Raw genomic sequence first — 19,644 nt, 5'->3', positions numbered from 1 at the left:
CCCTTATTCTCCTAAAAACCATTCCGGGATTTTTTCTTCTAACTTACGAAGAGCACGTCCGCGGTGACTAATAGCATTTTTTTCATCTGAACTTAATTCCGCCATTGCTTTTTTGTACTCTTCCACATAAAAGATCGGATCGTATCCAAAGCCATTTTCTCCGCGGCGTTGTTCTAAAATAAATCCTTCACATGTCCCGTTTACAATGACAGGCTTTTTATCACCTTCAGGGAAAGCTACTGCTAATGCACAGTAGAAGCGAGCTTTACGCTTATCAAACGGTATTTCATTTAATTCTTGTAAAACTTTATCAATATTCGCTTGATCATCTTTTGGCTCTCCAGCAAAACGAGCTGAATACACGCCTGGTTTCCCGTTTAACGCATCTACAATAAGACCTGAATCATCCGCAATTACAATTGCATTCAACTGTCTACTCAAACTATCCGCTTTTAAGATCGCATTTTCTTCAAATGTTTCACCAGTTTCTTCGACTTCTTCAATATGAGGAAAATCGTGTAATGATTTCACTTCTAAATCAAATCGCTCAAATAACTCAGCAAATTCACGTACTTTCCCCATATTTTTTGTCGCTACAACAACTTGTTTCATACTTTCCACCTCTACTCTATATGAGATACGATGTCACCTAACGCTTCTTTTTGCATATCAATCAGTTGGAAAATGCCTTGTTCTGCTGCATCAAGTAATTCATTTAACTGCGCTCTACTAAACGTCGCTTCTTCTCCAGTTCCTTGCACTTCAACGAACTGACCTTTTCCAGTCATAATTACATTCATATCAACGTCTGCTTTAGAATCTTCTGCATAGTTTAAATCTAAAACAACACCTTGCTCTTCAACAATTCCTACTGATGTTGCTGCTAAATAATCTTTTACTGGAATTTTAGATACTTTTTCTGCTTGTAATAATTTCTCGAAAGCTAATACCATCGCTACATATGCACCTGTAATAGAAGCTGTTCTCGTTCCACCATCTGCTTGGATGACATCACAGTCAATCCAAACTGTTCTCTCGCCAAGCGCTTCTAAATCAACTACCGCACGTAATGCTCGTCCTATTAAGCGCTGGATTTCCATTGTACGTCCTGTTACTTTCCCTTTGCTTGACTCCCTAATTGTACGTTGTTCTGTCGCACGTGGAATCATCGCATATTCAGCTGTTACCCAGCCCTTTCCTTCTCCACGCATAAATGGCGGGACACGCTCTTCAATTGTCGCTGAGCAAATTACCTTTGTATCCCCAACCTCAATTAACACTGATCCTTCTGGATGTTTTAAATAATTCGTATGAATATGTATATGGCGTAATTCTGTTTTCTCTCTACCATCTACTCGCATAAAAATAACCTCCTCATAACTACTTGTTAGTATAGCCAAATTTAAATGTATGATATGTATACAATAAAAGAAGAGGAACCCAAAAAGCAATTCCTCTTTCTTACTTAAGTATATCAAATTATTGACGATTAAAAACTACCTGTATTCACGTTTTCTGGACGATCTACAGGTTTTATTAACTTTCCGCCCTTTTCATCTATAAGATTTGCTTTTCCATTCACTTCAATAGAAATATTTTTCACACCTTTCTTTTCTGTTAAAGATAAAACTAACGACTTCAATACGTAATTTGAGATCATATTTTTATCTGGGTTTACAAATATATTTTCATTAAAGTTTAATGTAAGATTTCCGTCTTGTAATTTCGGATTCGTAATAAGCTTAACGCCTGGATTAAAATCATTCAGGAGCGATTGATGGATCGGACCTTTTACAAGTTCATCTATAATTGTTGCATAGTCATTTTCTTTACCTTCCGCAACGCGGCGTGTGACTGGTACGTAGTATTGCTGTTTATTATTATTTTGCGCCATAAAATACAGTGTGACTGGTTTTGTATTTGTTACATCTGCTACTTGTTCATCATCGAAGTTAATACCATTTGCACGGCTCACTCCTTCACCAAGCGGTGTACCACCAACCGGCATCTTTGCCAATTTCTCACCATTTATTTGGAACTGCACTTGTTTTATCTCTGTAAATTGCGTCAACGTCCAAGCTATAGATTCAACGATTTGACGCTCTTCTTCTTTCGCATAGTTTTTCATTTCTTTAGAGAAATCAATAACTGCCGTTCCGTCCTTTTTCAAATCTAAGGTCATCGTTGTATTCGCCGGAATGACTGCACGAAACCCATTCGGTAATAAATTCGTTACCGGTCCATCTTTCACAAGGTATTCTAACGTTTGCTTCACAGTCTCATTTGCTTTCGGAGTAGGTATAGCTAACGTTTGTGGTACAACATAACCATTTTTATCAACAAGGTATAGTTCTCTATTTACCATTTGCCCTTGCTTATCTTTTTTAGCTACTTCTTTCTTCCCACCCTCTGTATACGTAACTTGTTTTGGCGGATCAATTTGTTCAGTTGCTTTCTCTTGATTTATAAAGCCACACCCTGTTAGTAAAACAGCACTCACAGTAGCACCAACAACCCATTTAAAAGTGGATTTAGGCATGCCATTCCCCCCTAAAATCTAAGTTTGTACTATTATGTATACGAGCTGTTTCACGTTTTAGAACAAGCTGCGCCTCTTATAAATTGAAACTTTAATCAACAGGGGTCTTACTCCCCAGCAAATAGCAAGATAAAACAAAAACTCCTGATTTCTCAGGAGCTCACTTATATAAATTCTACTATTATTCTTTTTCTAAATGAATATGCTTCACATTTTCAATCGGTTGACCGAACCATTTTGATGCAATTTCTTTAAACAAGCCTATTTTTCCTGTTGTTAAGAAGAGATGATCGCTTTGTTCTTCTCCTTCATTCAACATTTTACTATGATATAAGATTGTACTTACTTCACGTGCTGTTTCATCACCAGAACTAATTAGTTGCACTTTATCTCCCATTACTTTTTTAATAACAGGTCCTAAAATCGGATAATGTGTACACCCCAATATAAGTGTATCAATATCGGTACTTTTCAGTGGTTGCAACGTTTCTCTTACAACTTCATACGCCATTTCACTTTCGAAATTCCCACTCTCTACAAGTTCAACGAAAGGTGGACAAGCTAAACTTTCTACCATAACACGGTTATTAATAGACTTTAACGCCTCTTCGTATGCACCACTTTTCACCGTTCCAATCGTTCCAATAATCCCAACGTGATACGTGTTTGTCACTTTTAAAGCTGTACGTGATCCTGGGTGAATAACTCCTACTACTGGAATTGGTAATTGTTTTTGCATCTCTTCTAATACAACTGCAGTTGCTGTATTACACGCAATAACTAACATTTTAATATTTAAATCTAGTAAATGCTCTGTCATTTCCCACGTAAATTGACGTACTTCTTCTCGAGAACGTGGACCATAAGGACAACGTGCTGTATCTCCTAAATATATGATACGCTCTTTCGGCAACTGACGAATTAATTCCTTCGCTACTGTTAAACCGCCAACTCCTGAATCGATAACACCGATTGCTCTATTCAACTTCATCACCCGTTTTCTCATTCATCATCTTTTATGTTTATCATTATATTTTACACACTTTAAGTTCGCTCACTTCAAATGCTTCTGTATGAAAATTTTCATTTTCCCATGTATAGACTAGGACCTTTTTTATTTTGCTCCTTTTTTTCGTAATTTGCAAGATAGAAAAATAACCGACCTTCTATAAGAAAGTCGGTTTCTTCTATATAAAGTGCATATTCATTGCTCCATCTTTTTTTGAAAAGAAGACATTCCCATTAATAAGAAGAAATGAGCAGCAATTAAAATGACGATCAAAATAAAATTCAATCGATAACTATTTGTAGATTCCATAATTTTGCTCGCTACAGCTGGTCCAAATGCCATACCGAAAAAGTTAATTAAATTATATAAACCAAGACCGACTCCAACTTTAGCTGGATTTAATGTTTTCGGGATAAATGTGTTTAATGATACTTGAATTGCCGAATAACTCATAAATGTTAAAATAACCGCAAATAAAATAAAGAGTAAGTTCCCGTCCGGAATAATCCCTAAAATTAAAAAGCCAATGATCATAACTACAGAAGCTACATACATCATCTTCACATTCCCAAACGAAGGAATAATCTTTCCGGTAATAAAACTAGATACAATATCAAAGAGAGATGCAATAAACAATACAATTCCAATAACGAATGGAGACAATCCATGTCCTCTTCCTAACAGTAATGGTAATAATAATAAACTAGCACATAACGCCACATTAATGATAAATCCGACCGCTATTAAACGAAGTAATGGTTTATTTGTAAATAACTCAATATCAATAAACGGCGACTCTGTTCTCTTCATATGAGCCTTAAATAAAAATAGAAAAACAACAGATAACACAAAAAGCCCACTATTAATATTAACTCCTAATAAAATGGTCGTAATCAATACAAATAATAAAACTGCTCCAATGAAATCAAAGCGAAACACTTCATCTGTATGTCGCGCCTCTTCTGGCATAAATTTTACGAGTAAGAAAATACCAATCATTGAAATAACCATAAATAAAAATAAATACGGCCACCCTAACGTATTTGTAATTGCCCCACCTACTAAAGGTCCAATACCAACCGCTAATGCAATAGAAGAACTAATCATTGCTAACGCACCTGGTTTTTTAGCTGGAGCAACTAATTTCGCCAACGCAATCATACTAAGCGCAATAAACGCTGCTCCCCCGCTCGCCTGCACTAACCTTGCGAAAATGATAATTTCATAAGATTGATTCACAAATCCAACAATAGAACCAGCTACAAATATGATAATAGAAATAATTAATAGTCTTTTTACACTGTAACGATCAGCCAGCTTTCCATATATTATCGAACCAATACCGACAACTAAGGAATACCCTACTACAACCCAGCTTACTTTCGATTGACTAATTGATAAATCATTGGCAATATCCTCTAGCGCTACATTAAATAACACAGCGTTCATCGGTCCTAACAAAACAATAAAACATAATGTAAAAACAAACCATTTCGAATGGTTTCTTATATCTTTCCCCATGTGTAACACTCTCCTGATTGCAATTTTAAAACTGTCAAACTATAGATAAAAAAATGAAGTTATTTAAATGTTGTATCACCACTAAACAACTTCATTAAATGTGTAAAAGTTGCTAATTTATCGCGCGATAAAGTGAAACTTTAATCAGTGAGGTTTGTATTCATCCCCCACTGATTATTAGCCCTCACCAATCGGGCTTTTACGGGCAGCCCACCCCCCACCTAACTTCTTTGCTTCCGCTGAATTTTGAGATGGGGGTCTTACTGCCCGTTAATGCGGGGTAAATTGAATTCGAAACGAAACACGTATGTTGTTCGATATTCATGGAACTATCATAGTTTCAGCATTACAGTTTGTCAACGAAAAAATATACAAAGTAAACTAATTAAGCCTTTTTAGTTTATTTTGTTCAAAAGTTATTATACACTAATTTCGAAGCCGATATAAGGAGGACTGGCATGATTATTCAAATTTACATTTTTTAACTTAATAAAACGAAACGCATACAGAACTTTTATATAGAAGAGACATTATAGGAGGATTATGATGAAGAGAAAAATGTTAGTTGTATTAACAAGCGTAGAAAAATATCCAAATTTAAATAGGGCTACCGGACTTTGGCTTGGTGAAGCTGTACATTTCGTAAAAAAAGTAGAAGAAGCGGGTTACGAAGTTGATTACGTCAGTCCACAAGGCGGTTATACACCAATTGATCCACATAGTTTAGCAATGGCGGAGAGCATCGATTGGGAATGGTATCAAAAGAAAGAGTTTATGAATCGCCTCGGTTCTACAATGAAACCAAGTGAAGTGAATCCAGAAGACTACGCTGTTATTTATTACGCAGGTGGCCACGGGGTTATTTGGGACTTCCCAGAAAATAAAGAACTTCAAAATATTAGCCGCAATATTTATGAAAACGGCGGAATTGTTTCTTCCGTTTGTCATGGAGCTGCTGGTTTATTTCATATTACATTAAGCAATGGGGATCGTTTAATTAGCGGTAAGAAGGTAACAGGCTTTTCAAATGAAGAAGAAAAATTAGCTGAATTAGATCAATTCGTTCCATTTTTAACAGAAGATGAACTCATTAAAAATGGAGGACTTTACGAAAAAGCCGCGCAACCGTGGGAAGCTTATGCTCTAGAAGATAATCGTGTTATCACTGGTCAAAACCCAGCTTCAGGTGGTCCAGTAGCCGAATTAGTATTAAAGCAGTTGCAAAAATAATATGTACTAAAAAAGCAGATTCTCCTCTATTAAGGGAGATCTGCTTTTTTACGAAATCATTTGCAAAATAGCAATAACTTCTTTTTCAATTTCAGAATCATCAATTGCTTCTATATACTCTGGTTTAAAAAGTTGATACTTCTTTAATTGATAAAAATCAAGTATCGCTTTCTTTAACGTAATATCGTACTGAATACAAAAAGAATGATCTATAATACGTCTTAACATCACATCATCTTGTACCATAAATAATTGTGCATTCATTTTATTAAAATAACCTTGTTCCATACCCGCTTCAAAAAACATTTGCAAATTATGATTACGATTTTGTTGGGCAGCGACTAATTGATCCGACAAATGCGGATATGCTTCTTTCAAATCTTGCAAAAAAACATCCGAAATATATGTCACACATTTTAAAGAATGGATAAACGTCTTTTGGAAACGTTCTGTAAATGACATACTTTCATCTTGATTATCCGCATCACCTTCGAGTAGATAGTTCATGAAATCCTCTACTACCGCCTCAATAATTTCATCTTTCGAAGAAAAACGTTTATATAAAGTAGCTTTACTAATATCCATATATTTCGCAATTTCATCTATTTTCAATTGGCTAAAACTTGTCTTTCTAATAATGGGCTTTATTTTATTAATATAAGTATTTGCACATGCGACTTTTCTCATTTAAAAGAGCCTCCCCTTTTGTCCATACAAAATAGTATAGCAAATTCACGAATGATTATAAATGAAGTTATTATACTCATTATGCCTTTTTAGTTTATTACATTTTCATATACTATACATAAAAAACTATAATCAATTATTACCAACTGGACGGTTAAAAACCAATTTTGAGGCGGGAATTTTAGAATAAAGTGAAACTTTAATCAGTGGGAGTTTTGTTCATCCCCCACTGATTATTAGCCCTCACCAATCGCGGTCCTACTACCTGGAAAATAGAGGGATAAAAATACCCACTACCTTTGTTAGTAGCGGGTACTTTTTCTATAATTTATTTACAGCCCTTTTTATAGCCTTACCTATTTCCACGCTAGACTGTGGATTTTGTCCTGTAATTAAATGACCATCTACTACTACATGCGGCGTAAAATTGGGGGCTACATAAAACAAAGCTCCTTCTTCTTTCAACTTACTTTCTAGCAAAAACGGAACGCGCTTTTCTAAATGTACAGCTCTTTCTTCATCGTTTGTATAACCTGTTATACGCTTACCCGCAACAAAAAACGAGCCATCCTTATTTTTCACACCGACTAAAGAGCTTACTCCGTGACAAACAGCCGCTACAATCCGGTTATTGTTATACATATTCTCAATCAAATTTGCTACATATGGATTACCTGGAAAATCTACAATCGCCCCGTGCCCACCACCAAATAAAACCGCATCATAATCCGAAAAATGAACATTTGAAATCGGCCTCGTATTTTGCAATAAAGAAGCTACATGCTTGAATTCGCGAGGTATACCATTCGGAATAGACACTCTATCTATAGGTACTCTCCCGCCTTTTATTGACACAATATCAACATCAAACTTAGCCTTTTTTAATACATGATAAGGAGCTGCGAGCTCTTCAAGCCACAAACCAGTCGGGTGTCCATTCATATCATGAGCACTTGTTGAAACTAACAGTATCCTTTTCAACATATCCCCTCCTTATTACCTATTTATGTATGAAACGTTTTTATCATTCATATAGCAAGTGAAGCAAACAAAAAAATAGCCGACTTTTATATAAAAGTCGGCTGCTTTCTTATAATTCGAGCTCTCCCATACGAAGAAGCTCCACAACTGCTTGTGAACGTCCTTTAACCCCTAGCTTTTGCATTGCGTTTGAGATGTGGTTGCGAACTGTCTTTTCACTTATAAAAAGTTCACCTGCAATTTCCTTCGTTGTTTTATCTTGAACCAGCAATTCAAATACTTCTCTCTCTCTCTTTGTGAGTAAAGGTTTAGATTGATACGCTTTTTCCTTCAACTGGTATAACCCTCCTTGCTTAAGCCAGAGCTGTGTATGTGTAAGTTGGGTGTTTATTTAGTCAAGATATTGTATGAACGAAATGTGCAGGTGGTGAATGAAAATGGGCTTTATTTCCTATGTTATTTTAGACTTTTATACAGTGCGTACACTCTTTTTATCCACTTAATTTCCAACGCGCCATATTTGTTCTAGCAATATACTTACAACCGTACCTACAAATAAACCATTACCGAATATATATTGCATAACAGACGGCAAGGATTGGAGTGCTCCAGACGGTAAAAACATAACGCCGCTGCCAAATAATACTGCAACGCCTAAAATCGTCACATTCCTTTCACTCATCGGCACTTGTTTTATATTATTAAATCCAATTCCAATTAACTGTACGAACGAAGCCATTAAAACAGCCGATGCGACAGCTGATGGTAAAGATGCTAAGTAACGAATAATACTTGGAAAAAGAGACATTACGACTAGTAACGCACATGCCATTAAGAACGATCGTATATACTTTTGTTTTGTTAAACGTATAAATCCTGCCGTTGCTGGTAACGGAACGACACCTACAGTTGAAAATACAGAAGAGATGATATGCGAAATCCCTCCAACCCATGTTCCATCTTTCAACTGTTTTTGTTCAATAGTCGCTTTATGAATAGTTGCTTGATTAATTGCTATAATAGCTGCCACCGTATTCGAAACTAAAATACATACCATAACAAAACTTGATACAGCCATACCTGTATTCCATTTTGGAAGTCCCCAAGCAAATATATGTGGAAGTTGCACAAAATGAGTTACTTGAGATGGGATTGTCACTTTTCCTGCAATGAGAAAAATAACCCACCCACTAATTAATCCTATTAAAACTGCATAACTTTTGACAAAGCCTTGTCCAAAATTAGATAGTATAATAACGAACAGAAATATACTAAACGCGATCATTGCTGTAAATCCGTCGATTTGAGAAATAGTAGCTGTAATTCCTAACATTCCTTTTAAAAATACACCACTTAATTGTAAACATAATAAAAGTAAAAACGTCCCTGTCACAAGCGGCGTAAATAAAAATAAAATACGTCCTATAAAACCAGTTACTCCTAATCCTATTAGAATAACACCGGAGATTATCATTCCTAATTCTAAAATTTGCAGTGTACTATGTAATTGATCTTGTCCAGCCGTTGCATAAGCAAGTACGGTAAATACACCAACCCAAGATCCAGCCGGCCCATCCGCAATTGGCAGTCTATGCCCAAGCCATCCTTGTAAAAAAGAAGATATACCAACTACCAAAAACGTACGCTGCATTAAATAAAATATTTCTTCCGTCGTAAGATGAAATAATCCGCCAACGACAATTGGTAGTGCGATTGAATTTGCTAATAAAAATATAAACCATTGCAAAGTTCCCATAATATGATTTTGGTTATGTTGATTGTCCAATTTTTTCATCCCTTCTAGCTTTCCTATAAAAATATATTGTAAGAATAAAAAAGAAGAGTTCTATACTCACCATTAGAACCCTCCTCAAAATATTTAAACGATTCTTCTACACAAGATTATTTAATTCCACCTCATTTAAACTTCCAACAACAATATTTCCTTTATACACGACTAAACGTTTTTCTGTTTGACGTGCTACTGCTTCAGCAGCGCATGTCGCATTCGTCAAAACAAAGCTCGCTTCATCCCCTACATTCGGCCATACTCGTTTCCCTTCCTTATTTAACGTTTCTTTTCCTCCTGTAATAAAGCGGAGTGCTTTTCCTAAAGACCTTTCGTCACTCCACCCAAAACGCTCTGCTAATCGATTCGCCTTTTGAAGCATATCACCTGTTCCAAACGGTGACCAATGATCTGTAATGCTATCATTGCCTAATGAAACCTTAACACCTTTTTTATCTAATAACGGAATTGGGATTACTTGTTTACCAATTGGCACCGTTGAAGTAATATCAATATTTACATTTGCGAGTCTTTCTGCCACTTCTTCAGCCTCTTTATCAGTAACACCACCAAGTCCAAGTGCATGACTAATCGTTACACGGCCTTGCCATCCTGCTTCTTCTGTTAAACTTGCCAATCTCTTCATCGTAAACGTTCCAAGATTATTCGCATCGTGCAAATGAATATCAACATCCGCATTAAATTCTACTGCGATATCCATAATTGTATGTAATGACTTTTCAATGTCATTATCTACTGTAGCTGGATCTACTCCTCCGACTAGATGAGCACCCATACGCATCGCATCTTTCACGAGTTGCACAGAATTACTGCGCAATAATCCATGTTGCGGAAACGCAACAATTCTACTAGACACTCGATTTTTATATGTTTCTAATGCCGCTAACGTCGCCTCCAAATTACCAAGCCCAATAATTGGATCAACATTACAATGCGTTCTAATATTCGTTGCACCATTTTGCAGTAGTAACTCTAGCATATTTTCCGCTCTATTTTGGGCAGTCGCTAATTGCTTTGGTAAAATTTTTTCTTCTTCATTAAAACGTGTAAAAATACTTTCTGCTGGCATACAAGCTTTCCATGGGCCACTATAATATGTTTTATCAATGTGAATGTGCATCTCTTTGAAAGCTGGCAACATTAATAAGTTCTTAGCATCAAAAGTTACTATATCTTCCTCTTGAACAATCCCTTTTATAATTTTTTTAATTCGACCATCTTCAATAAGTAAACTGCATAATTCTGTTTCTGTTTGTGAAATTCTCTCTTCTTCATATGTATATCCTGATTCAAGCATTACGTTAGTCAACCAATATACTGTCATCTCTATTTCCCCACCCTTTATTAAAAATCACCTCATAACTACAAGTTTAATATCCACTGAAAATTAAGACAATTAATACGATCCCTTCTCGCAAAAAAATGTAATACAACCCCATAGTCTTCTCATAAATTTCCATATAGAATAAAAGTATGCAGTTTGATATAAAAAGGAGTTGATTGGAATATGTCAAAAAAGTTATGTAAATCCGAAACTGATAAAATGCTATTTGGTATATGTGGTGGTTTAGGAGAATATTTTGATATTAGCTCTACTCTTATTCGTATCATTTGGGTTATTGCTGTTTTATGTTTTGGGACAGGATTTTTAGTTTATTTCATTTGTTTATTACTTATGCCACGTTCGTACTAACGGCATTATTTCACATACTTAAGAAGAGCAAATCACCTATAGAATCCTATAGGTGATTTTTTCATGAAGAATATTTCATCGTTAAATGTAATACCGCCACTTCTTCTTCTTCATTTTTATAAATATGCTTCTTATTCGCTTCAAATTGAATGGAATCAAACTCATTTAATTCGTATACATCATTCTCCACTTGAATAGACACTTTCCCTTTCATTACCGTTACAAGCTCAATCGCACCTTCATGATGAGCTTCTGGCTCATATATACTATTTGATCGTAAACAAGCACGGTGCATTTCCATCCCTGTTTCTTTCGTATAACGGAACATCGTTTCTAAATGCCACGCTTGTCCTTCATCTACTGCAAATCCTTCTCCACAGCGTGCAACAGCTACAGGTTCTCCAACAACCATTAATCTGGATAAAGGAATTGATAACCCTTTCGTTATTTTCCAAATGACAGCTAGTGTCGGATTTGTTTCCCCTCTTTCGATCTTTCCTAATGTTAATTTACTAACTCCTGTTTTATGGGCTAATTCTTCTAAACTTAATTTCTGTTCATTTCGAATTTGTCTCAATAACTGTCCAACTTGTTGAATGACTTCTTTCGTTTGCATATCGTCATTTTCTTTCATATATAAAACCACCTTAAAGTATAAAATAGTTTACTTTTAATAAATAAAAGTATATCATACTATACATAATTATTTATTTCCGAAAGGAGTGCTATACTTCATGCGCGCAATTTTATTAGGTCTTTTATCATCGGCCTTTTTTTCTGCAACCTTTATTATTAATAGAGCAATGAATGTATCTGGAACGAGCTGGGCTTGGACAGCTTCCTTCCGTTTTTTATTTGCTCTTCCTATTTTATTCCTTATCGTTTTATTTCGCAAAAACTTTAGGGAATTATGGGAAGAGTTAAAAAAACATCCATTGGCATGGATCGGATGGGGTTCTGTTGCCGGTATTGGTTTTTATTCTTTATTAAGTTTCGCAGCTGTCTTTTCTCCAGCTTGGCTCGTTGCTGGAACTTGGCAAGTTACGATTTTAGCTGGTTTACTACTATCACCACTATTTTTCGTGAAAATAGAAACAAAATCAGGTACGAAACTTGTACGCGGAAAAATTCCACTTCGTAGCTTATATGTTGCATTATTTATTTTACTTGGTGTAATTTGTATGCAAGCAACTGCCGCAGGCCATATTACAATGACTCAGTTCATTTCAGGTTTTTTACCTGTCGTATTAGCCGCTTTCTTATATCCGTTCGGTAACCGAAAAATGATGGAGCTTGTTGGTGGACGCCTTGATACGTTCCAACGTGTATTAGGAATGGCAATTGGAAGTCTTCCTATAACAATCTTGCTTGGTATATACGGATTTTCTACTACTGGCATTCCAACATCCAACCAAATGCTTCAAGGATTTTTGTTAGCGTTATGTTCCGGCGTTATTGCAACGATGACATTTTTCTTTGCTACTGACTTAGCAAAAGATAACCTCGCTCTACTTGGAGCTGTTGAAGCAACACAAGCTGGAACGATGGTCTTTACCGTACTTGGAGAAATCATTTTCTTAAATGGTTCACTCCCTGAAGGACTTTCTCTCATCGGAATGATTATTATCATGTTAGGAATGGTTGCAAATAGTATTTTAAACCGTTCTGTTCCAGTCGTTAAACAGAAAAAATCGGCATAAAAAAAGGGTATGGTTCTATAGAGATGAACCATACTCTTTTTTATTGTCCCCCTATTTCGCCTTATCAGAATAGTATTTCATTGGCTGTTTATACTAAAACTTATGTTATAATACGTTTCATGCGCATTAATAGGAGGTAAATTATGTTAAAAAAAGCAATCGCTGAATTTATTGGTACATTTGTACTTGTATTATTCGGAACTGGAGTAGCTGTCACTGGCGGCGGAATTGAAGGAATTGGAACATTAGGAATCGCTATGGCTTTCGGTCTATCTATTGTAGCTATGGCATATAGCATCGGAACAATTTCTGGATGTCACATTAACCCAGCAGTATCAGTAGCTATGTTCATCAACAAACGAATGAACGCTATGGAACTTTGTTATTATGTATTAGCTCAAATTTTAGGTGGTTTATTAGGAACTGCAACGTTAGTAACAATTTTAAAATCTGCTAAAACACCTTTAGATAATTTAGGACAAAATGGTTTCGGAACTCTTGGTTTATCTGGAGCATTTTTAGTTGAGTTCATTTTAACTTTCGTATTTATTTTAGTTATCGTTGCTGTAACAGGTAAAAAAGGAAGTTCTTCTTTAGCTGGACTAGTAATTGGTTTCACATTAGTTTTAATTCACTTATTAGGAATTCCATTAACTGGAACATCTGTTAACCCAGCTCGTAGTATCGCACCAGCTTTATTTGTTGGTGGAGAAGCACTTTCTCAACTATGGGTATTCATCGTAGCACCAATTCTTGGTGGTATCTTCGCAGCTATCGTAGGTAAATTCATTTTAAATACTGAAAAATAGAATTTTCAATATTTCTGAATAAAAAAATGCGAGCCCTCATTATGAGGAAGCTCGCTTTTTTTATTCTTTCATTTTAGACTTTAAATTTGTAACTAATTGATCTACCGTTACATTTGCAAGTACGTTTTCCATCGCTTCTTGCGCTTGCATTAAAATAATTTCTAATACTGATTGAATATTAGCTCCTACTGGACATTCAATGTTGGGATTTTCATGGAAGGAAAATAGTTGTCCTTCTTCTACAACTTCCACTGCTTTATATACATCAAGTAATGTAATTTCTTCTAAATCTCGAGCAAGTGTCGTACCACCTTTACCAGCTTGTACATCAACAAGCCCTGCTCTCTTCAACATTCCTGTAATGCGACGAATCACAACTGGATTTGTATTCACACTACCGGCAATCCATTCAGAGGTACAGCGAGAGTTTCGATCTATCGCAAGTAATGTCAGCATATGAACACCTACTGTAAAACGACTACTAATCCCCATCTGCACACCCTCCTTTTTATTCATTCTATTAAAAGACGACTCTTATTATTATATACTATTTTTAATTTATACATAAAGAAAAAGCATGATTTCAATAGGAAATCATGCTTTTCTCTCATTATTGACGCTTTATAAATTTCGCTAAATCTTTAAATTTCACTTTATCTGAGTAATTCATTACGCCGTTTACGTAAATGCGGCTTGTAACAGCATTTAATACCGCAATTGTCGCCAATAAGACTGCTAATGTTATCGTAATTTCTAGCATACCTGCTTCACCAGCTACAATACGTGAGAAGGTAACCATCGGTGTAAAAAATGGAACGTAAGAACTTACAACAACGATAGTACTATTCGGATCACTTAATGATTTAATACTAATAAAGAATGCAGCCATAATTAAAATCATTACCGGGAAAGATACAGCTTGTAAATCCTCCGTCTTAGACACGACAGCTCCAGCAGCATACATCATCGCATAAAGTAAATATCCCGTAATGAAATAAACAAGAAACATGCTGATAACCTTTGCATCTAATTTCGTAAAGTCAATTGGAATACCAAATAGTGAGGCACTTTCTAAATCGACCCAGCCTAACAAATATGGAATAAGATAACCACACGCCAATATGACAAGTTGCAATAACGCCGTTGAAACAACCGCTAAAATTTTCGCATACATCATCGTAAGAGGCTTCACTTTCGGAAGCATTACTTCCATTACACGTGACGCCTTTTCAGATGCAATATTCATTGCGATTGTATTTCCGAACGCTACAATAAACATATATAAAGCAAATGTAAAGAAATAGGCAATTCCGAAAGAAGATGTACGATCTTTTATCGCTTCTTGCTTTACTTGAATTTCTGTTTGTAATTGCTGTGCAATTTCTGGTGAAACATTATTTTTGGCAATCGTCACCATCGTATATTGTTGCTTTAAATATCCTGCCATAATTGCAGAAGTTGCTTGGCTTGGAAATCCATTATACATATATGTAATCGATGGAGCCCCACCCTTTTCCGTCACATGGAATAGACCATCTAAATCGCCTTCTTCTACTTGCTTATGCAGTTTATCAAAATCATCCTTTGAACCAATTGTTATTTTTGCTGATGGCAATAGCTTATTTAGCTCATCTTTTTGTACTTTATATGTGGAACTCTCTACTACAACTGCAATTTTATCTTTATCCTTATTTTTATCATCGCCTGAAGTAAAATGATTAAATGCAAAAATCCCAAACACAACTAAAAATAAAATCGCACTCGTAATTAATGATTTCTTAGATAAAAACGCTTCCCTAAAATAAAATGAAAATACGTGAGAAAATTTACGCATCGTTATTTCGCCCTCTCTACAAAGATTTCGTTTAACGTCGGCTCTAACATTTTGAATTGTCGTAAGCTAACACCTTGCTCTTGCAACTGTTGCAAAATCTTGAGAGCTTCCGCATCGTCTTGTACTTTCACATAAAGAAGGCCTTGTTGTTTTTCATACGATACATGTATAGCTTCTAATCCCTTTTCATTCTCTACTGTATCTTCAATCGTTAAATTACGGAAACCGTATTCTTTCTTAATATCACTTAGCTGTCCTTTTACGACTGCTTCACCTTTTTTCAAAATACATACATGTTGGCAAAAAGCCTCTACTTGTTCCATACGATGACTTGATAAAATAATCGTCTTTCCGCTCTGTACTTGTTCTTCAATAATACTAGCTAGCATCCCAGCATTAACTGGATCAAGGCCGCTGAATGGTTCATCTAAAATGAGAAGTTCCGGATTATGAAGAAGAGCAGCAATTAATTGTATTTTTTGCTGATTCCCTTTTGAAAGCTCTCCAGCCGTTTTAAATTTATATTCTGGTATCGCTAAACGCTCTAACCAGTGATCAATAGCGTGATCCACTTCTTTCTTCGACATTCCTTCTAATCTACCAAAATATCGCAGCTGATCTATTACTCTACTTTTTGTATATAAACCTCTTTCTTCTGGTAAATACCCAATTGTTACACCACTATTTCCAAATGCTTTTCCATCCCATGTAATCGAACCTTCATTAGGCGTTAATAATCCGAGAAGCATTTTGATTGTTGTTGTTTTCCCTGCACCATTTCGTCCAAGTAACCCTAGTACTTCACCTTTTGGTAACGAAATTTGCAAACCGTTAACTGCTTTTGATTCCCCAAATTGTTTCGTTAAGTTTTGAATTTGTAAACTCAAGTATAAAGCCTCCCCTTTAGTATCATTCGTACTCTCTTTCAAAGACTATGTTTATTCAAGACAAAATATAGCACCACGCTTCATCCTCTTATATGTAAACATCGTCATGAATCCATCATTTGTTCTATTTAGTTAAAATTGTAAATAACAAGGTTCTTTTTGTCAATTATAATTGTCATTACGACAATAAAACTTGTCAAAACAACTATTATTATTTTGCTCATCTTTCTAATATAGGACATACTACTATATATACAAAAGACAATATGCAAATGTTCATATAAAAATATTATATTTTAATATATAATATAAAATGATTTTCTAACATCAAGGAGGATACATATGAAGATGAAGAGGGGCATTACCACTTTATTATCTGTAGCGGTTCTATCTACATCACTTGTAGCATGTTCAGGAACACCAGAGAAAACAGTGGCGAAAGAAGAGAAAGTAAAATTAACAGAACAACAATTAATGGCTGATTTATGGTATCAAACAGCCGGTGAAACGAAAGCACTTTACTACCAAGGGTACAACATTGGTCAATTAAAGCTTGATGCAATTCTTGCAAAAGGGACAGAGAAAAAACCTGCTATCGTGCTTGATTTAGACGAAACTGTTTTAGATAACAGTCCTCATCAGGCAATGAGCGTAAAAACAGGCAAAGGCTATCCTTACAAATGGGATGATTGGATTAACAAAGCTGAAGCTGAAGCCCTTCCAGGCGCAATTGATTTCTTAAAATATACAGAGTCTAAAGGTGTAGATATTTACTACATCTCAAATCGTAAAACGAATCAACTAGATGCAACAATTAAAAATCTTGAGCGTGTAGGTGCTCCTCAAGCAACGAAAGAACATATATTACTACAAGATCCGAAAGAAAAAGGAAAAGAAAAACGCCGTGAACTCGTTTCTCAAACCCATGATATTGTCTTATTCTTCGGTGATAACTTATCTGATTTCACAGGTTTTGATGGAAAATCTGTAAAAGATCGTAACCAAACAGTAGCAGATTCAAAAGCACAATTTGGTGAGAAATTCATTATTTTCCCGAATCCAATGTATGGCGATTGGGAAGGCGCTTTATATGATTATGATTTCAAAAAATCAGATGCAGAAAAAGATAAAATCCGTCGCGACAACTTAAAATCATTTGATGTAAAATAAAAGAGGATGGCATTCGCCATCCTCTTTTATTTTACTTTCTCTGTTAAAGGCAAGATAAATACTTCCACACGTCTATTCTTTGCCTTTCCTTCTTGTGTATCGTTTGGAGCAATTGAACGATATTCTCCGTATCCAATCGCACTAAATTTTTCTGGTTGTAATTCTTTATTTTGCAGTAATACTTGCATAAAATTAACTGCCCGCTGCGTACTTAATTCCCAATTCGACGCAAACTGCGCATTGGCAATAGGGACATTATCCGTATGACCCGATACTGTAATTTCACGAGGTGACGCTGAAACAAGTAAGCTAGACATCTCTTTTGCAATCCCTAAAGATTCTAATTTCACATCTGCTTTCCCCGAATCAAACAGTATATTTTCTAATATTGTCACCATTAATCCCTTTTCAGTTAATTTAGTTTGAAAAGAAGAAGATAATTGTTTTTCATTAATATATTGATCAATCTTTTTTTGTAATGCTTTCAATTCATCCATCTCTTTTTTTTCTTTAGCTCTAGCTTCTTCTTGTTTTTTTGCTTGTTCTGCCTCAAGGCTACTTGCTGATAATTCTTTTTCATCATTTGGCTTTTGATCACTTAAAAATTCTTTGTTACCTGTTCCCCCAGCTAATTCACTTCGAAAAGCAACTGCCATCTGTTTAAACTTCGCAGCATCTATACTACTCATTGCGAATAAAACGATAAACAATGCAAATAACAACGTTAACATATCAGAATATGGGATTAACCACGTTTCATCGATATGCTCATCATGTTTTTTCTTTTTGCCTCTTCTATTTTTCTTACTCCGCATTTTTTTCTGCTCCTTTTTCTAGCTTTTTACGCTCAGTTGCAGAAAGTGCACCTAAAATGCGGTTCTTCATAATAAACGGATATGTACCTTCTTGTAACATTAATAAACAATCAATGATTAAACGTTTTTTCTCAATTTCAGCTGAAGATTTTTGCTTTAACTTATTTGCAAATGGATGCCATAATACGTAACCTGAAAAAATACCAAAAATCGTTGCAATAAACGCACCAGAAATAGCATGACCTAACTTTTCAATATCAGTTAAATTACCAAGCGCAGCTACAAGACCGATAACAGCACCTAAAACTCCTAATGTCGGTGCATACGTACCAGCTTGTGAAAAAATAGCAGCTCCCTTTGCATGTCTTTCTTCAATTGCCTCTAATTCAGATTCCAAAATCTGCTCTAAATCTTCTGCGGATACGCCATCAATCACAAATTTCATACCGCGCAAAAGAAATTCATCTTGAATTTTGTCTAATTGTTGCTCTAAAGACAAAATACCGTATTTTCTACTTTCAGATGTCCAATGAACAAATAATTCTAGCAACTGTTCATAACTTAAATCCTTTTTATTTGAACCAAAAAGAACTTTAAATAGTTTTGGAACCCTTTTTAGTTGATTCATCGGAAATGCAATACATACTGCAGCAAATGTACCGATAAAAATAATTAATGCTGCTGCAGGATTTAATAAGGCTGTTATGTCAGCGCCCTTGACGACCATCCCTACTACCACTGCTACAAATCCTAAAATAAGTCCAATAATTGTTGCAAAATCCATTCCCATTCACTCCTAGTCTATACAAGAAGTTCTTTATTCTCGATAATCGCTACATCTTCTTATGTATATATATTACATAAAAAATGCAAATCATGAAAGATAAGAAATGAATTATATAAAAAAATACTACAAATTCACACATTTTCTGACATTTTCTTTGCATTTCTATTACGTT

At 35.3% G+C, this 19,644-nt stretch carries 21 protein-coding genes; 5 read left to right on the top strand and 16 right to left on the bottom strand.

Features of this window, described 5'->3' with window-relative positions; translation table 11 throughout:
* Nucleotides 1–3: 3 nt before the first annotated feature.
* The 5 genes from MR168_RS13920 to MR168_RS13900 form a co-directional block, all read right to left on the bottom strand.
* Nucleotides 4–612: an XTP/dITP diphosphatase gene (locus MR168_RS13920; RefSeq protein ID WP_000815939.1), complete on the bottom strand. Its 609-nt coding sequence runs from the start codon at nucleotides 610–612 to the stop codon at nucleotides 4–6.
* An 11-nt stretch (nucleotides 613–623) separates the two neighbouring features.
* Nucleotides 624–1,361: a ribonuclease PH gene (gene rph, locus MR168_RS13915; protein ID WP_001261765.1), complete on the bottom strand. Its 738-nt coding sequence runs from the start codon at nucleotides 1,359–1,361 to the stop codon at nucleotides 624–626.
* Between the two features lie 128 nt (nucleotides 1,362–1,489).
* Nucleotides 1,490–2,539 (bottom strand): spore germination protein GerM, encoded by a 1,050-nt coding sequence (gene gerM, locus MR168_RS13910; RefSeq protein ID WP_001126748.1) that lies wholly within the window; start codon nucleotides 2,537–2,539, stop codon nucleotides 1,490–1,492.
* A 181-nt stretch (nucleotides 2,540–2,720) separates the two neighbouring features.
* A complete protein-coding gene (gene racE / locus MR168_RS13905) occupies nucleotides 2,721–3,530 on the bottom strand; it encodes a glutamate racemase (RefSeq protein WP_000774005.1) in 810 nt (269 codons plus the stop codon).
* Nucleotides 3,531–3,743: 213 nt separating this feature from the next.
* Nucleotides 3,744–5,069, bottom strand: coding sequence for an MFS transporter (locus MR168_RS13900; protein ID WP_242291392.1), 1,326 nt, complete (start codon nucleotides 5,067–5,069; stop codon nucleotides 3,744–3,746).
* 546 nt (nucleotides 5,070–5,615) lie between these two features.
* On the opposite strand from MR168_RS13900, the gene MR168_RS13895 reads away from it, so the two are divergent.
* Nucleotides 5,616–6,299 (top strand): type 1 glutamine amidotransferase domain-containing protein, encoded by a 684-nt coding sequence (locus MR168_RS13895; RefSeq protein ID WP_000823848.1) that lies wholly within the window; start codon nucleotides 5,616–5,618, stop codon nucleotides 6,297–6,299.
* Nucleotides 6,300–6,347: 48 nt separating this feature from the next.
* Here the strand turns inward: MR168_RS13895 and MR168_RS13890 are convergent, their stop codons facing one another.
* The 5 genes from MR168_RS13890 to MR168_RS13870 form a co-directional block, all read right to left on the bottom strand.
* Complete coding sequence (locus MR168_RS13890; RefSeq protein WP_001233006.1) at nucleotides 6,348–6,986, bottom strand: TetR/AcrR family transcriptional regulator; 639 nt, start codon at nucleotides 6,984–6,986, stop codon at nucleotides 6,348–6,350.
* 321 nt (nucleotides 6,987–7,307) lie between these two features.
* Nucleotides 7,308–7,970 (bottom strand): type 1 glutamine amidotransferase domain-containing protein, encoded by a 663-nt coding sequence (locus MR168_RS13885; protein ID WP_000919610.1) that lies wholly within the window; start codon nucleotides 7,968–7,970, stop codon nucleotides 7,308–7,310.
* A gap of 106 nt (nucleotides 7,971–8,076) precedes the next feature.
* On the bottom strand, nucleotides 8,077–8,301 hold the full coding sequence (gerE, locus tag MR168_RS13880) for a spore germination transcription factor GerE (protein ID WP_000659484.1): 225 nt from the start codon (nucleotides 8,299–8,301) through the stop codon (nucleotides 8,077–8,079).
* A 165-nt stretch (nucleotides 8,302–8,466) separates the two neighbouring features.
* Complete coding sequence (locus tag MR168_RS13875) at nucleotides 8,467–9,762, bottom strand: purine/pyrimidine permease (protein WP_002024861.1); 1,296 nt, start codon at nucleotides 9,760–9,762, stop codon at nucleotides 8,467–8,469.
* Nucleotides 9,763–9,859: 97 nt separating this feature from the next.
* Nucleotides 9,860–11,101: an amidohydrolase family protein gene (locus MR168_RS13870; RefSeq protein WP_000219564.1), complete on the bottom strand. Its 1,242-nt coding sequence runs from the start codon at nucleotides 11,099–11,101 to the stop codon at nucleotides 9,860–9,862.
* Between the two features lie 183 nt (nucleotides 11,102–11,284).
* Between MR168_RS13870 and MR168_RS13865 the strand changes: the two genes are divergently transcribed.
* On the top strand, nucleotides 11,285–11,470 hold the full coding sequence (locus MR168_RS13865) for a PspC domain-containing protein (protein ID WP_000038411.1): 186 nt from the start codon (nucleotides 11,285–11,287) through the stop codon (nucleotides 11,468–11,470).
* Nucleotides 11,471–11,531: 61 nt separating this feature from the next.
* Here the strand turns inward: MR168_RS13865 and MR168_RS13860 are convergent, their stop codons facing one another.
* Nucleotides 11,532–12,104, bottom strand: coding sequence for a helix-turn-helix domain-containing protein (locus MR168_RS13860; RefSeq protein WP_242291391.1), 573 nt, complete (start codon nucleotides 12,102–12,104; stop codon nucleotides 11,532–11,534).
* A 100-nt stretch (nucleotides 12,105–12,204) separates the two neighbouring features.
* On the opposite strand from MR168_RS13860, the gene MR168_RS13855 reads away from it, so the two are divergent.
* Nucleotides 12,205–13,170, top strand: coding sequence for a DMT family transporter (locus MR168_RS13855; protein ID WP_001201624.1), 966 nt, complete (start codon nucleotides 12,205–12,207; stop codon nucleotides 13,168–13,170).
* A 143-nt stretch (nucleotides 13,171–13,313) separates the two neighbouring features.
* Nucleotides 13,314–13,979 (top strand): aquaporin, encoded by a 666-nt coding sequence (locus tag MR168_RS13850; protein WP_000913213.1) that lies wholly within the window; start codon nucleotides 13,314–13,316, stop codon nucleotides 13,977–13,979.
* 60 nt (nucleotides 13,980–14,039) lie between these two features.
* Here MR168_RS13850 and MR168_RS13845 read toward each other — a convergent pair whose 3' ends face one another.
* The 3 genes from MR168_RS13845 to MR168_RS13835 form a co-directional block, all read right to left on the bottom strand.
* Nucleotides 14,040–14,471 (bottom strand): Rrf2 family transcriptional regulator, encoded by a 432-nt coding sequence (locus MR168_RS13845; protein WP_000512998.1) that lies wholly within the window; start codon nucleotides 14,469–14,471, stop codon nucleotides 14,040–14,042.
* 118 nt (nucleotides 14,472–14,589) lie between these two features.
* Nucleotides 14,590–15,813, bottom strand: coding sequence for an ABC transporter permease (locus MR168_RS13840; RefSeq protein WP_242291390.1), 1,224 nt, complete (start codon nucleotides 15,811–15,813; stop codon nucleotides 14,590–14,592).
* 2 nt (nucleotides 15,814–15,815) lie between these two features.
* Nucleotides 15,816–16,700: an ABC transporter ATP-binding protein gene (locus tag MR168_RS13835; RefSeq protein WP_000058117.1), complete on the bottom strand. Its 885-nt coding sequence runs from the start codon at nucleotides 16,698–16,700 to the stop codon at nucleotides 15,816–15,818.
* Between the two features lie 342 nt (nucleotides 16,701–17,042).
* Here MR168_RS13835 and MR168_RS13830 point away from each other — a divergent pair, with 342 nt between their 5' ends.
* Nucleotides 17,043–17,870, top strand: a complete 828-nt coding sequence (locus MR168_RS13830) for a 5'-nucleotidase, lipoprotein e(P4) family (RefSeq protein ID WP_000782767.1) — start codon at nucleotides 17,043–17,045, stop codon at nucleotides 17,868–17,870.
* Between the two features lie 26 nt (nucleotides 17,871–17,896).
* Here the strand turns inward: MR168_RS13830 and motB are convergent, their stop codons facing one another.
* Complete coding sequence (motB, locus tag MR168_RS13825; RefSeq protein ID WP_001256734.1) at nucleotides 17,897–18,685, bottom strand: flagellar motor protein MotB; 789 nt, start codon at nucleotides 18,683–18,685, stop codon at nucleotides 17,897–17,899.
* Nucleotides 18,675–19,469, bottom strand: a complete 795-nt coding sequence (gene motA / locus MR168_RS13820) for a flagellar motor stator protein MotA (RefSeq protein ID WP_000344853.1) — start codon at nucleotides 19,467–19,469, stop codon at nucleotides 18,675–18,677. The genes motB and motA overlap by 11 nt, the downstream gene beginning before the upstream one ends.
* Nucleotides 19,470–19,644: the final 175 nt, after the last annotated feature.

It is taken from the genome of Bacillus cereus group sp. BfR-BA-01356, from assembly GCF_022663635.1.
Lineage (GTDB): Bacteria > Bacillota > Bacilli > Bacillales > Bacillaceae_G > Bacillus_A > Bacillus_A cereus.
The sequence above is the reverse complement of the archived record's forward strand: the minus strand, read 5'-3'. Positions and strand labels throughout refer to the sequence as shown.